Source organism: Halobacillus sp. A1-3, assembly GCF_050971765.1.
Taxonomy (GTDB): domain Bacteria; phylum Bacillota; class Bacilli; order Bacillales; family Halobacillaceae; genus Halobacillus; species Halobacillus mangrovi_B.
The window spans coordinates 361,329-376,213 of sequence record NZ_JBPCEO010000001.1; the positions used below are offsets into that span (position 1 = coordinate 361,329).

10 protein-coding genes, 1 pseudogene and 1 riboswitch are annotated in these 14,885 nt (G+C 42.3%); of the genes and pseudogenes, 3 read left to right on the forward strand and 8 right to left on the reverse strand.

The window, feature by feature from the left end:
* Positions 1-386: 386 nt before the first annotated feature.
* From atzF to ACRYKC_RS01700, 4 genes are read right to left on the reverse strand one after another with little or no spacing between them, the layout of a single operon-like run.
* On the reverse strand, positions 387-2,144 hold the full coding sequence (atzF, locus tag ACRYKC_RS01685) for an allophanate hydrolase (RefSeq protein ID WP_433804915.1): 1,758 nt from the start codon (positions 2,142-2,144) through the stop codon (positions 387-389).
* Positions 2,141-5,779, reverse strand: a complete 3,639-nt coding sequence (gene uca, locus ACRYKC_RS01690) for an urea carboxylase (protein WP_433805119.1) — start codon at positions 5,777-5,779, stop codon at positions 2,141-2,143. The genes atzF and uca overlap by 4 nt, the downstream gene beginning before the upstream one ends.
* A 59-nt stretch (positions 5,780-5,838) precedes the next feature.
* Positions 5,839-6,489: an urea amidolyase associated protein UAAP2 gene (locus tag ACRYKC_RS01695; RefSeq protein WP_433804916.1), complete on the reverse strand. Its 651-nt coding sequence runs from the start codon at positions 6,487-6,489 to the stop codon at positions 5,839-5,841.
* 28 nt (positions 6,490-6,517) lie between these two features.
* Complete coding sequence (locus ACRYKC_RS01700) at positions 6,518-7,237, reverse strand: urea amidolyase associated protein UAAP1 (protein ID WP_433804917.1); 720 nt, start codon at positions 7,235-7,237, stop codon at positions 6,518-6,520.
* A 65-nt stretch (positions 7,238-7,302) separates the two neighbouring features.
* A riboswitch (guanidine-I (ykkC/yxkD leader) is annotated at positions 7,303-7,410 on the reverse strand.
* A 363-nt stretch (positions 7,411-7,773) separates the two neighbouring features.
* Here ACRYKC_RS01700 and ACRYKC_RS01705 point away from each other — a divergent pair.
* Positions 7,774-9,138: an APC family permease gene (locus ACRYKC_RS01705; RefSeq protein WP_433804918.1), complete on the forward strand. Its 1,365-nt coding sequence runs from the start codon at positions 7,774-7,776 to the stop codon at positions 9,136-9,138.
* Between the two features lie 151 nt (positions 9,139-9,289).
* Here the strand turns inward: ACRYKC_RS01705 and yeiL are convergent, their stop codons facing one another.
* A complete protein-coding gene (gene yeiL / locus ACRYKC_RS01710; protein WP_433804919.1) occupies positions 9,290-9,961 on the reverse strand; it encodes a transcriptional regulator YeiL in 672 nt (223 codons plus the stop codon).
* Positions 9,962-10,043: 82 nt separating this feature from the next.
* Between yeiL and ACRYKC_RS01715 the strand changes: the two genes are divergently transcribed.
* The gene (locus ACRYKC_RS01715) at positions 10,044-11,222 is read left to right on the forward strand and encodes an MFS transporter (RefSeq protein ID WP_433804920.1); all 1,179 of its coding nucleotides are present in this window, start codon (positions 10,044-10,046) and stop codon (positions 11,220-11,222) included.
* 264 nt (positions 11,223-11,486) lie between these two features.
* Here the strand turns inward: ACRYKC_RS01715 and ACRYKC_RS01720 are convergent, their stop codons facing one another.
* The 3 genes from ACRYKC_RS01720 to ACRYKC_RS01730 all read right to left on the reverse strand — a co-directional run bounded on the left by ACRYKC_RS01720 (position 11,487) and on the right by ACRYKC_RS01730 (position 14,207).
* Positions 11,487-12,650, reverse strand: a complete 1,164-nt coding sequence (locus tag ACRYKC_RS01720; RefSeq protein ID WP_433804922.1) for a DUF262 domain-containing protein — start codon at positions 12,648-12,650, stop codon at positions 11,487-11,489.
* Between the two features lie 182 nt (positions 12,651-12,832).
* Positions 12,833-13,093 carry a hypothetical protein gene (locus ACRYKC_RS01725; protein WP_433804923.1) on the reverse strand — a complete coding sequence of 87 codons (261 nt, stop codon included), beginning with the start codon at positions 13,091-13,093 and terminating at the stop codon, positions 12,833-12,835.
* Positions 13,094-13,226: 133 nt separating this feature from the next.
* Positions 13,227-14,207, reverse strand: a complete 981-nt coding sequence (locus ACRYKC_RS01730; RefSeq protein WP_433804924.1) for a Gfo/Idh/MocA family protein — start codon at positions 14,205-14,207, stop codon at positions 13,227-13,229.
* A 541-nt stretch (positions 14,208-14,748) separates the two neighbouring features.
* On the opposite strand from ACRYKC_RS01730, the pseudogene ACRYKC_RS01735 reads away from it, so the two are divergent.
* Positions 14,749-14,883, forward strand: a pseudogene (locus tag ACRYKC_RS01735) (helix-turn-helix transcriptional regulator); the annotation flags it as partial.
* Positions 14,884-14,885 lie beyond the last annotated feature (2 nt).

Sequence of the window (14,885 nt, forward strand, 5' to 3'; positions counted from 1 at the left end):
CCCTCCTCTCTTCCTGATACTTTGTACCCCTGTAAAAGGAAAGTAAACCAAATTTTGTAATTAATTTATCTCAGAGTGAAAACGAACGCGTCTATCCAAATTATAATAGTGTCTACCCATAAAAAAGACTCCCTATTCCAAAAGAATAGGAAGACGAGCTTTATTACTGGGATCCTACTTTAAAAGTGCCTGCCCCCTCTCTGTTAAAGTACTAACGCCATGGTGGGCAGGCACTTTTTCTCTGTGCAACTAGCTCCTCTCCCTTTCACAAAAAAGCAGAAACCCCTCATCTGGTTTCCACTTTTCCTTCTTGTAAGGCATCAGTTCTCTCTATCAAATCACCAATCGAAATGGTTTAGATGCTGAATTTCCTCTGCTTCAAACGCTCATTTTAAGGTTTGGAATTGTCTCCAGCCTTCTAATTGTGATATATCTTCGGCCGTATGTTTTGCATACCCTTCACAAATAAATCCTGATACCTCGCTCCCGTCTTGAAGTTCTACTTTTCCTATCCCTAAAGGAGCAGGGATAGAAGAGATAAACTGACCTAAAGATTTGAGAGGCATTTTCCATACTTCCACTTCAATACTTTTTCCGCCGTCCGACTGCTTAATCATGCCCGGTTTGGATGGATGACCAGGCAGTTTTATAAGCTGATAGCTTGGAGCCGTTTTCTCTTCTTTTACAAACTGTGCACCGCATTCAATCATTTGTTTTTCTAAAGGGTAGCCTCTCATATGAAGACCACACACTATGAAGTCGATACTCTCTTTATCTGTTAGTGGTTTTGTATGTGTAGAGGAAGAGTTCATAAATAAATCTGCCGCTTCAACCATTAATTCTTCCTGATCGGATAAACTGAAAAGCGTGACTCCAAAAGGAATTCCGTCAGCCGCTTCACCTGCAGGAATGGCAACAGCAGCCAAATCTAGTAGATTGCAATGATTCGTATAACGTCCCATATCACTGTTTGTTGATACAGGATCGCGTCTAACTTCATCTCTTGTCCACGTTCCTCCGCAAGTAGGCATGACCAGAACACAGTCTTGAAGCAATTCTTCTGCTTCCCGTTTTAATGATTGGAGTTGATGGATCGCATCAAACAAGGAAGCTGCATCATATTTGTCAGGTGCACCCGAACGCAATACTTTTTCTGTGACTGGATGGGCAGCGTTTGGATGTAACTCTACAAATTCTCCTAAAGCGGACCACCTTTCTGAAATCCAAGGTCCCCCATAGAGGATTTCTGCAGCTTGTTGAAATAATTTTGTATCCACATACTCTACAGGAACATTAAGTGTTTTTATTTTCTCCACAGTCTCTTCCCATGCCTTCTCATATTCGTGTTCATAATTTCCATAAAAATCAAGGGGCTCACTAGGAAGGCAAATTTTCTTTAGACTCGAAGCTATTGAAAGAGGCATCTCTTTCGACCATGGGTCAGAAACGTCTATTGCTCTTACTTGCTTATCAACGACAAGCGCGTCATTCAGCGTATGGGCAAACACAGATACCGTATCGATGCTTTCGCAAGCTGGGACCACCCCTTTTTTCGACCAGGCTCCTAAGCTCGGCTTATATCCCACCAAATTGTTTAAAGCCGCGGGAACGCGCCCGGAACCAGCCGTATCCGTTCCTAAAGAAAAGGCAGCCTGACCTCGAGCGACAGCTACTGCCGAGCCTGAACTCGAGCCGCCGCTGATCATTTCTTCACGGATAGCGTTGTGCGTTTCTCCATAGGGACTTCTTGTTCCTACAAGGCCTGTTGCGAACTGATCAAGATTAGCTTTTCCAACCGGAATGGCACCCGCACGAATCAAACGCTTTACGATAGTTGCATGCTCTTTCGGGGTATATGCATAGTCCTTGCATCCGGCTGTCATGGGCACATCTTTCAAATCGATATTGTCTTTGATGGCAAAAGGGATCCCCCATAGAGGGGCATCGGCTGGATCTATGAATGATAAACGTTCCAGATAAAATTCAATCCGCTCCATACTAGGCGGAGTGATCCATATGTTCATGGCTTCATCCTTGTCAGAACGATTTATAATTTCATTGATCACCTCACGAGGTGTGACTTGCCCTTTTTGGTAATTTTCCTGTAGCCAATGAATGGTTAACCTCTTAGGAATCGTACTCAATGGACGGACACCACACTTTCTTTTTCTTCCTTAATACTTGCGATCAACTGTCCCGCTTGCACTTGATCCCCAGGACTCACCTTAACAGAAGCGATATAACCGTCGCACGGGGCCTCTTGAGGGAACTCCATTTTCATACTTTCTTCTATTATAAGAACATCACCTTTTTGCACGTATTCCCCTGGAGAAACGAGGACTTTCCATACACTTCCCGGCATCTGGCAGCGGGCGGCTTTTTCTCCATCCGGAATCTCATCTTCTATGATTGATTCACCAGTATCTTCTTCTCCCACATGCTCCGCAATACCAAGTTCCTTCCACCTGTCTCTTTCAGCTTGAAAGGAAGCTTGCTGGTGATCTTTAAATTCCTTCGCACTTTCTTTAATCGATTCCTGAAACTCTAAGTACTCCCCAAGGTTAAACGTAGTTTCTGTAATATCCGCTTCAAAACGTCCGCGCAAAAAGTCTTCGCGTAGTTCCATTAGTTCTTCCGCTTCTACTGGGTAATATTGAATCTGATCAAAGAAACGCAAGAGCCATGGCTTACCTGGTTCAAAGCTCTCCGTAGAACGCAGTGGGTTCCACATTTGAATTGTTCGTCCAACGAATTGGTAACCGCCAGGACCTTCCATACCATAGACGCACATATAGGATCCCCCTATACCAACAGCGTTCTCTGGCGTCCAAGTTCTTGCTGGATTATATTTTGTTGTGACGAGTCGATGTCTGGGGTCTGTAGGAGTTGCAAGTGGTGCTCCTAAATAGACATCACCAAGACCGAGAACAAGGTAGTTAGCATCGAAGACGATCCTTTTCACATCTTCTATACTCTCAAGACCATTTATACGTCGAATGAACTCTAAATTATCAGGACACCACGGCGCCTCCGGGCGAACATTCTGCTGATAACGTTCGGTTGCTAACTGGGTTGATGGATCATTCCAGGATAGCGGAAGCTTTACTATTCTTGAAGGAACCTCAATGGACTCAAGCGGAGGCAATTGGCCATCAATTTCAAGCACTTTTTGACTTGCTTCCTTTACGGACATTTTTAATGGATCGATGTGAATCTGGAGCGAACGAACACCAGGGGTCATCTCTATAACTGGAAGACTATTTTGTGATTCTATTTCTTCCATTAACACTTGCACCTGAAAACGCAGCTTTAAGTCAAGCTCCATTTCCCCATATTCAACAAGGAGGTATTCGTCTCCGCTGCAGCGAATCGTGATAGGGAATCTTCGATTAGTTTCTTCATATTGAAAGATCGGATAATTGGAGGTGAGATTAGGATTCGGTGCTGGAAGAGTGTCTTCTAAAAGGTCCTGGCTATCTCCCTCTCCAATGCTCGCAAGTTTATCTTCCTGATCCTGGCGAAGATCATTGGCTTCTTCTATACTTAATAGTTGAAAATGTATGGTATCCCCCGGGTAAAGCTGACCGACTTTCCAAAACTCAGCAGAAGCTGTCGTTACAGGACAGACAAAACCACCGAGACTTGGCCCATCCGGCCCAAGCAGGATCGGCATGTCCCCAGTTAAATCAAGCGTCCCTACAGCATAGGCATTGTCGTGGATATTGGATGGGTGAAGCCCCGCCTCCCCTCCGTCTTCTCGAGTCCAATGAGGAGCGGGTCCTTTTAAACGTACGCCTGTACGAGAACTGTTAAAGTGAACTCCCCACTCCGTTTCCGTTAATTGAGTCAAATAGTCTTTCTGTAAATATTCCTCCGTACAGTGCGGACCAGGGATGACACCGATCGTCCAATGATTTTTTATCTGTGGTCGCTTTTCTAAAGGAAGTTGCTTTACCACTTCAGGCTGCTTTCCTCCATGAACCCCCAGCACGTCTCCCGGACGAAGCGCTCTGCCACCGTGACCGCCGAACCCTCCAAGCGTAAACGTAGATGAACTGCCTAGAATCTTAGGCATATCAAACCCGCCTTCGATTAACAGGTAGGCGCGCATGCCTTCTTTTGACTCCTTGAAGGATAGCGTCTGTCCTTTTTTCGCTAACACGGGCTTGTATAGAGGCACTGAGTCCCCGTTTAACTCAGCTTCCATATCCGCTCCTGTTAAACAAAACCACAGGTTACTTCGAAAACGATACGATCCTCCCCTGAGGGTCAGCTCCAACCCCGGGGCATTCTCCTCATTTTCCAGCAGTTGATTGCCAATGCGGAAAGAATAAGAATCCATCGGACCACATGGCGGAACCCCAACATCCCAGTGACCCGTTCGTCCCGGATAATCTTGAACTGTGGTTTGCACCCCACCGTCGATTACTTCTAAAGCATTCTCTTCTGGATGAAAGTCAGCTAACAACTGGGTGAATACGTCACCTGTTTTAAAACGGGATTCTCCTAGAAGGGATTGAACGTATTGAATATTCGATGTGACTCCATACATTTTTGTTTGAGAAAGAGCAGCCTTCAGCTTCTGAATGGCTTCTTCACGATCTTTCCCATGAACGATCACTTTAGCAAGCATAGGATCGTATAACGTCGTAACGGTAACACCGTCTGTGACCCACGTTTCATTTCTTGCTTCACTAGAAAAGGCAACCTTATCTAAGAACCCGGCGCTGGGACGAAAATCATGGAGACAATCTTCTGCGTAAATTCGTGCTTGAATACTGTGTCCCTGGGGTTGAAATACTTTAGTCTCTAATTCGCTTAAGTCACCAGACGCTTCTTTAACCATCCATTCGACTAAGTCTACTCCAAGGACCTCTTCCGTCACTCCATGCTCGACTTGAAGCCTTGTGTTTACTTCTAAGAAGTAAAATTCACGAGAATCAGGATCATATAAAAACTCAACCGTACCTGCGCTGCTATACCCCGACTCTAAAGCTAAACGTTTAGCTGCTTCCGCCATGCTCTTCCTTGTTTCTTCAGTCAATCCAGGAGCTGGACTCTCCTCTACTACCTTCTGGTTCCGACGTTGAATGGAACAATCTCTTTCTCCTAAAGCCACGACTTCTCCATTTGAGCGACCAAAAATTTGGACCTCCACGTGACGAGCTTTCGCGATGAATTTTTCTAAAAATAGTCCACCATCTTTGAAATTCGTTTCGGCAAGGTGGCGAACACCTTCAAAAGCAGTGCTTAGCGCTTCCTCATCCGCACATACACGCATCCCGATTCCGCCGCCTCCAGCTGTACTTTTCAGGATAACCGGATATCCAATAGATGCGGCTGCCTCTTTCGCTTCTTCAAGATTTTCAATCAAATCAGTACCGGGCAGTAATGGCACATCTGCCCTTTTCGCCATTTCCCTTGCCGAATGCTTCAATCCGAAGATTTCCATTTGGTCAGCCGTCGGACCGATGAAGACAATTCCTTTTTCCTTACAAGCACGGGCAAACTCTGCGTTTTCACTCAAGAAACCATAGCCGGGATGAATGGCTTCTGCCCCTGTATCGATAGCCGTTTGAAGGATAAGGTCAGCATTTAAGTAGCTTTCTCCAGCAGGGCCCTCTCCAATCTGCACCGCTTCATCCGCATGATCGACATGGAGACTGTCCTGATCAGCTTTTGTATAAACAGCAACAGAGGATATTCCTAGTTTCTTTAAAGTTCGCTCAATACGTACAGCAATTGGACCTCGATTGGCAATGAGTACTTTTGTAAAAATAGTAATGACCCCTTTCCGGTCTTAATAAAATGAATATTTTGATAATTTAACCTAAAAAATTATTGATCCCAAACCAGAAGTCGAATGGAGGTTGGATTAAATCCACTGCACGGGTTATTCAACTGCGGACAGTTACTAATCAGAACTTTTGTACGGCATTTGGCTTTCATTTCTACATAATGACCAGGACCGGAAATCCCGTCCTCAAATGATAATCTGCCCTCAGGCGTAACAGGTACATTCATAAAAAAGTTAATATTCGGCGCAACATCCCTTTTGGTAAAGCTTTCTCCATGCTTCGCCAGCTGGAGCATAAAAGTATCCCGGCAATTGTGCATCGGAAGTCTGTCATGAGCATACCGAACCGTGTTGCTTTGCGCTGAGCATGCTCCTCCCAGTGTGTCATGACGCCCTACTGTGTCTGCTACAATTTCAAGCAGTTCCTTACCCGATTCGGAAATTAACTTCGATCCAGTCGTTAAATACACATTCTTTTGTGCAGATATCGTTTGGATGGCGCTGAAATGATCTTCTGGATTGTCCGCGTCATAGAAAAGTGTGTCAGCTGCCTGATTTCCTTCTGTATCGACCAGACGTAACACTTGGCCTGGCTCTAACTCATACATCCACCCCTCGCCTGCAGGAAGGGCATAATCATAAACGGCATCCGCTGCTTCACGTGAACTCTTCACTTTGGTTAACATAGTCATTCTTAAATTCCTCCTAAAGAGTATTTGTTTACTGAGTAACGAGTTTGTAATAGTCCCAAGTGTTCTCAAAAGCCCGTTTATTTTCCGGACGAAAGTTTACACAATAATCATCTTCTTTCACAGATTCAGCCGGGAGCACTTCTATCTCTACCGGCACGGATGGATAGTCCTTCTTCGGGTCATGTGGATTGGGAGTGTTGGAAAGAAGAAGCACGACATCCATCTCCGTTCGCAATGTAACGGTATCTCCCCGCTTACAATGATCCTCTATGAAGTGCATGTCACCGGAGTCATCCACCTTAATTTTTGAGAAAAGGTTAAAAACCGGCACCATATCCCTAAACTGCAGTCCATTTCTCATTAATTCCATCGCCAGGTTCTCTTCCCCGCTTCTGAACCATTCGTTTTGATTCTCCTGAAAGGTGGTCTTTCCATATTTCTCATCTGTTAACTGGCGTGTCGTATATCCTCCAATCGGGTCGTGCCAACCTAGATCGTCCTCTACAATACTCGCCATCGCCCTTCCGTTATCACTCATCAGCACATTTCCTTTTGTTAATCGTGAGGTGTGCTGCGCTTTTAAGGTGTCCGGCATGTTGTAACTTTCGGTAAGGTTACCAGCATTAAATAGCAGACCTGATAGATTCGCTCCATCTTCAAGTGCTCGAATTCGAATTAGCTTTCCTTTCGAAATGATCCCAGACCACTTTGCACCAGAACCAAGAGTTAAATTCCATAGATTTTCCATTTTGAGTCCTCCTTAAGAATTTGGATAGCAAAGAAGTAAAATAAAAAAAGCCTGGGAGATTTGTCATCTCCCAGGCTTTTGTCCCTCCGTGTATATAGGGAATTTCCCTATACCGCTTTCTCTCGGACCAGCCTTGATCATCATAGATCAACGGAACCCTAGAAAGCTTTTTTGTCCCCGTTGCCGGGAACCTTATTGAATTTTTGATGTTGTAAGCAGTATAGCGAACCAAATTGGCCTCCTCAATACTTATGTAAGGTTTTCTAACAAACAATTTTCATTCACTATTTATTAATTTCCAGAAATTATTATTCAATTGTAAAAATCTGATTTTTTTGAGAATTCTATGTATAGGGCCAAACCCTACATGCAGAGCTAATGAAAGGGTGTTCATAAGTCACCAACCAAGATGTAGTTGTGTTAGAAAATCTAACATGTATGTTGCAATCTTTTATTTTCCTCCGAAGAATAGAGTCTATAAGATTTTTCGATCGAAAGAATCTAGCTACTATTCTCGCCTTTAGAAAGGGGTTACTATGAATAACCAACCAGAATTGAAGAGGACACTGACGTTATGGCAGGTCATTTTCTTAGGACTAGCCTGGAATACGCCTATGATTTATTTCTCTGTTTTCGGGGTCGCTTATGAAGGATCAAATGGGTTTCTAACAGCTGCCTATATAATGGCAGTTCTTGCTGTTCTTTTCACAGGCGCAAGCTATGCCATTATGGCAAAAAAAATCCCTATTTCCGGATCAGCTTACACTTTTGCAAAGAAAGCTATCCACCCAAATGCAGGGTTTTTAGTAGGATGGGTATTGCTTCTTAATTACCTATTTGCTCCTATAATTGCCTGTATTACGTTTGGAATTTTCCTTCATGCCGAGGTTCCTTCCGTTCCTGCTTATGTATGGATCATCGGATTAATAGTCCTTCTTGCTGCGATAGCGATTCGAGGGGTGAACTCTTCGGCGAACATCAGCCGCCTTTTCGTTATTCTGCAGATTATCTTTATGATTGTTTTTTGCTGCTATTTAGCCTATGGATTGTTGAGCACCGGAGGCGCAAGCAGTTTAATGTCCGCAGAACCTTTTCTGAATGTTGATATGTCCCTGCCTGTTGTTTTAGCTGGAGCTTCGATCGTTGTATTCTCTTTCCTTGGCTTTGACACCATGACCACTCTCTCAGAAGAAACCATTCAACCTAAGAAAACCATCCCAAAAGCGATTTTTATAATGATTGGTATTGTTGCCTTTCTCCATGTCGGTACGTCCTATTTCATCCAGACGGCTCTCCCAAATCTAAGCTTTGTTGATCCGGACTCAGCCGCCCTCGAATTAGTTGGAATTGTAGGAGGGAGCATTCTCCGTTCTATCTTTATAACTGTATTAATTGCAGCTATTTTCACACAAGGCCTTGCTTCTGTGACTAGTGTTTCGAGATTGTTATACGTGATGGGACGCGATTCTATCCTTCCAAAGAAATGGTTCGGATTTGTGCACCCTACCTTTAAAACACCTGTTATTAATATTGTGATCGCTTCAATCATTTCCTTATTGGCCATCTTTATAAGTATTGACGATGCCATTCGATTCGTGAATTTCGGGGCACTCAGCGCCTTCTTTTTTGTTAATATATGCGTAATCAGTCTATTTTTCAAAAACCAAAAACGCCTCTCAGTTTTAGGAATAGTAACGAACATGATTTTCCCTCTCATAGGAGCTGCTTTCATTGCATGGCTATTAGCTTTACTTGATTTGCCAACCATCATGGGAGGATTGGCATGGGTGGCTGCCGGTACCGTCTATTTAATCTATTTAACTAAGTTTTTCACGAGACCTTTACCAAATGCTGAATCTATCGAACAGCAAGCACCAGATCAAGCTAAAGAAGCCATTTAATAGATTAACTATACAAAAACCTCCTATCTGTTCATTTGAACGGATAGGAGGTTTTTGTATGAGAGCTCTTCCCATGGCCATCAATAATTTTCTAATGTGGAAGACACCAATACAAAAAGATAAGGATATAAGCGGTTCCAATCAGGTGGAATTATCCATTCTTCAACACTCCGGCCAGTTCACGTAACCGCAGCCTCTCTTTGATCTGATACTGCTTCCCTTCCTTTTGCAAATATCCTTTCTCACAAAACTGGGCCAGCACGTGCAGCAAGTGACGATAAGAAACGCCAAGGAAATCACAGACGGTTACGTGTTTTTCTTTGTACACTTCTCCATCCGCCGTCTGCAAGATAAAATCAGCCAGCCGGTTCTCAAGCGGAAACGAAAGACTTTTCGAGTATTTTGCGGACATGTTACCGGCTTTGATGCTTAAGAACTTCGTCAGCTCAAGGAGGAATTTCGTATCCCCCAGCAGCTGCTTGCGGAAGCGGTGAAGAGGAATCGCATAGCAGACCGTCTTTGTTGAAGTTTGGATGCCTTTGGTATAGTAAATTTCATTGACGAGCTCCATTTCACCAATGTATTCCTCGGCATTGATAAAATTAATCAGAGAGCTTTTCCCATTTTGATACGTGACATAAATCTTCGCCTTTCCCTCGATGACATAAAATAAATAGTCCGGGCGCATGCCCTCCCGGATGATCCATTCATCCCGCTGATATTCGTGAACTTCAATGAACTCTTCGATCGGAAAAGAAAACAAATCGGAGATCGGGTGTTCTTTTAAATAACGTTGCCTCTTTTGGTTCGTAACTTTTTTCATTTTCATCCGTCCAAACTATGAGATTTCTCATATTATTGTAGGGTTCTTCCTGATATGATGCAATCATTGGAGGAATGGAACAATGAACACATATCGCTGGATGAGCAGACAATTTTTTAGTTTTTATTTAACGTGGGGAATCTTTCTCCCTTATTTTACAGGATGGATGATCCATGCGAAGGGAATGTCGGTATCACAGGCAAGCTTAATCATGAGCTTAGGGCTTGTTGTCCGCGGCCTGTCCACCTTATTCGCCTTCCCTCAATTATCCGATAGATTCAGCAGTAAATTCTTAATCAACGCGATGACGCTCGGCACCATCATCGCCCTGCTGTTATCGATTCCGGCCGACTCATTTATGAGCCTGATGGTTGTCGTGTTATTTTTACACTTTTTCTATCCGACCCTGATGCCCGCCTTAGATACCGCAGCCGGTGTACTCGTACAGCATCGACAGCTGCATGATTACGGAAAGAGCCGTTCGTGGGGATCGCTCGGATTCGTCGCTGGCGGGATGATCCTTACCCTGTTTACCGGACGATTTGGTGATGAAGTGATCTTATGGGGATTGCTCGCCGGCTTGTTGGTCTTTATCAGCCTAGGCTTACTACGCGCGCCTCAGGTCTTATCTGAAAAACCGCAAGCGAATGATAAAGTAAAAGGCGGCATGCTGAAGGTGTTTAAAGTGAAGCACTTTGGCATCGTCCTGATCATAGTCATACTCCTACAGGCGGCGCACGCTTCCTATTACAATTATGGCTATATTTATTTACAGGAAATCAATACGCCAACCTATTTAATTGGAGCGATCATTAACATTGCCGTTATCGCAGAGATTATTTTCTTCATGATGGCAGACAAGGCATTTCGCAATTTCACACCAGGATCACTCCTGATCTTAGCCGCTCTCGGCTCTACAATTCGCTGGATTCTCGTGTTTGCTTTTCCAAGCGTAGCGGTCTTCTCGATTTCACAGGTGCTGCATGCCTGCTCGTTTGCGATGGGACATTACGCATTTATGCAATACTTAATTAAAAATATTGCCCCAGAGTTGATTACAAAGGCGCAAGGCATCTACGCGGCCATCGCGATGAGCTGGAGTACAGCCGTATTTACGGTTTTTGGCGGGTTCTTATATGAGATTGAGCCTGGCTACGCTTTTCTCGGAATGGTCGTATCGACGATTCCATCGCTGCTGATTGCGATTGTTTATAAAAAGCTGGAGCGAAAAAGTGAACTGGAGGCTGAGATGGCGGGATAAGATTAATAAAAGTGCCTGACCCTCTCTTTAAAGCTTTAGCTTCTTAGGGGTCAGGCACTTTCTCTATTTTCTACGTTTGCGCACTCGCTTTCAGCGATTCCTATTAATCAAAACGACTCTTTTTAAAAAACAAACGAAACAATTACAGAAAACAACAGCCCAGACAGATAGAATGATGAAGCTCTGTACCACAGAATCTCCTGTACTTAAAATGCTCAGCAATCTAACAAGACTCCTCCATAACAGGATTTGGATGAGTTTTTGTTAGAAAGATAATTTATCAAGTTCATTAGAAACATGTTGGTAGCAATTACTTTGAAACGCATAACTTGTTGAAGAAACCCCTCCAAAATCATAAAAGCCTGCGTCTTCCATACCTTGACTTATGGATTGGTAAATAGAGAAATAATCAACATCATCTTTTTCTTGGTTAAAATCTGTTGAGTTCAACAAGTATTTGTGAGCCAAGATCATTTGTATTAGGTAACTAATCAAAAAGTTATGGTTTCCGCGTGGTTTTTTTCCATCTATAAACTGTTTAGAGAATATGTTTGGTATGCCTGAAGCTTCGGAAAGATTCTGAGAAAATTCAATGAATAACTCCAGATAATCTTTAACTTCTTCTTTTTTCCTTTCAAGTTCATCTCCATCTATATCTTTCATATTTTTCATGAAATGTGCCACAAGGTAAGGAGTATCATTTTTACCAGAAATTAAGCCAAATTGGTTATAAGCTAAAGTTACATAAAGATTGTAGTTTATAGTTTTATCTCTTATTTTCTTTTCGTTAACATTAAATAATTGGTACCATCGGCTGTCTGTTAGCAAATGTTGAACATAGTCTTTAAACCAGAATGAAAATTCCGAACGATACATAACTTCATTTAATTCCTGTTTTGTTAGTGGATTCGTTTCTTGGTTAAACCTTAAGAAAACCTCATATTCTAATCCTGGATTATTAGATATATCAATTGAATCTACCCTTATCTTGGTTGAGAATTCAAGTTTGTTACGAATTTTAGGAGGTAGCTGAGCAAACTTTTTTCCCTCTAATGATTTTAAGATTTTTAAGTCACGTAAAGCATATTCATTGTTAAAAAACCTATATATAGAATTTAATCGATGCATTCCATCAATAACGTTAAACAGCAGCACATCTGACTCTAAGTTTTTAGATAGATATATAACAGGGATAGGTATTTCTAATATTAATGATTCAATTATTGAAGATTCCTTTTTTATCGTAAATTTATACTCACGTTGATAAATTGGGTCAAGAATAATGCCGCCGTGTATATTATTGGAACCCTCATTAATTTTTTGGACAAGTGTATGGGCTGTAAAAGTGTCTGGGTCTGTTGCACATTTCCATTTTTCTAAATCGATATCATCTGTTAGATCAAATAACTCAAGATTTTCTCCTCGCAAATTACTCCACTCCAATTCCTTAGAAGTTGACATTAAGTAAATAATATTCTGAAAATTATTAAAAGTCAACACTTAAATTCCATTTTTTATATTAATATAGTCGTATTTGGCGAAAGGAGTGATTGAGGTGTCTCGTTTTCTAAAGGTTACGTTTTAAAAAGTGACCGGCCATTTTTGGAGGGTCATTCTTTGAAGAGTAATTCTTCCTCAGCCTCTTCTGGTTTAATTTCCTTTGTTTTCATCTTCACTTTAGGAGGGGTATATAATTCTATCGGTTCATAGTGGCGAGTAGATTCATTTGCCCAGTCGTGAACTTTAATGTCCCAATTATTCTGAAAATAAAAATATTTATTGGCGTATGCAATATAACGACCTTTTTGAAACAGGATACATTTATCATATGGCATATTTTCTTCTGCTTGGACAATTGAGAATTGATTCATGGTTAGAGAGTAAAAAATCCCCCTCATAAAGAGGAGGACAACGTCATTTTCAACTAATGGCCGAATAAGGCGGAGAGGGATCATAATCCGAACATAGTTTTCCAATTGTAATACTCGGAGCCGGCCCACATCCCTATTCTCCAACGATGGCATCCATTACCCAGTTCGTTCGCGCACCCGACTCTCCTGTACTTGGACAAACGCCTCTACCCTCAGTCAGTTCCTTAACGATCGTATCAACAAGCGGCTGATGGACATGCTGCGGCCGTTCAAAACTCCACTCTTCTTTTCCATCAGCGGTGGTTAATACAACAGGGTCGTTTCCGAAGGTAGAAAAGCTAATCTTTCCCTCGCTTCCGATAATTTCATTCCGATCGACATCTTCAAAAGCCGTAAAACACCACTTCCCAACACCATGAACGCCAGATTCAAATTGATATGTACCTGTCACGATATCTTCTGCCTCATAGTAACCTACTTGATTCGAAGCAAAACCCTTTGCCTTCTGAATCGGTCCGAGCAGAAAATCGAGAATATCGAGTGTATGACTCGCCAAGTCAAAAAACAATCCACCTCCAGACGCTTCAGGCTTAAGCCGCCACGGAAGATTTTCAGAGTCCTTCACATCTTCCCTCGCTTTTTGATACTGAGTCGAAGATACAAAACGAACCTCGCCTATCGTATTCTCATCCAGCAGCTCCTTGACCTTCAGAAACCGCTCCTGCGCCCTACGGTAGTAAGCCACATACAAAGGAACTCCAGCCTCTTTACAAGCAGCAACCATTTCATTGCATTCATCGAAATCACGCGCCATTGGCTTCTCCACATAAACAGGTTTTCCTGCCTTTGCCGTCTTCAGCGTATATTCCTTATGCGAACTCGGCGGCGTAGCAATATAAACCGCATCAACCTCAGGATCGTTGATCAACGCGTCCGCATCATCGTACCACTTTGGAACGCCATGTCTTTCCGCATAATCTTTAGCCAACTCCCCCGTCCTCCGCATAACTGCAACAAGTTCTGAGTTTTTAACCTTTTGAAACGCAGGCCCACTTTTCTTCTCTGTAACGTCTCCGCAACCGATGATTCCCCAGCGGACTTTTTCGAATTTCATGGATAGATTCCTCCTCAAATGCTATTTTTAATGCAGATGGATTTGTTATCGATTGTATCAAAGAAATTATAGGAATAGAGAAAAAATTGGATTAGAAATGGTAAACGCACTCTAAACAAGCTCTATTAGTACCACTGTGTAGATCTGGTGTCTCCAAACTTCAAGATATTCTGATGCTTCCATAACAAGTTAATTCTGTTCAACTAGATCCCCTACTCAAACTAATTACGCGTGAAGTGACATTTATAGTCAAAAAATAGTCTAGGAAAGATCTAAATCACTTGAACTAGCTTTATCGTTCTAGACGCTTACACCTCTTTCACCTGTCTTTATCGTTAAAGAGTCAGGCCAAGAATACCTGATAATATTATTTAGTCAGCTTTTTTCAGGTATTATCACTTACGGATACCCAAAACAATTCGAAATAAATGTAATAATCAATCCAACTATATTAGTTACACATTTTGAGACATAGATTTAATTTCACACTTTTCAAAGTTATAATATAGTTACTATTAAGAAAATTGAAAGGAAAATAATTATTCTAAATGAACGTTTAGCCCAATTAAGGAAAAACTCAAAATTAAAACAAGATGAACTGGCAAGAATTGTCGGCGTAGCTAGGACTACATATGCCATGTACGAACAAGGTAAAAGACATCCTGATTATGATACAAA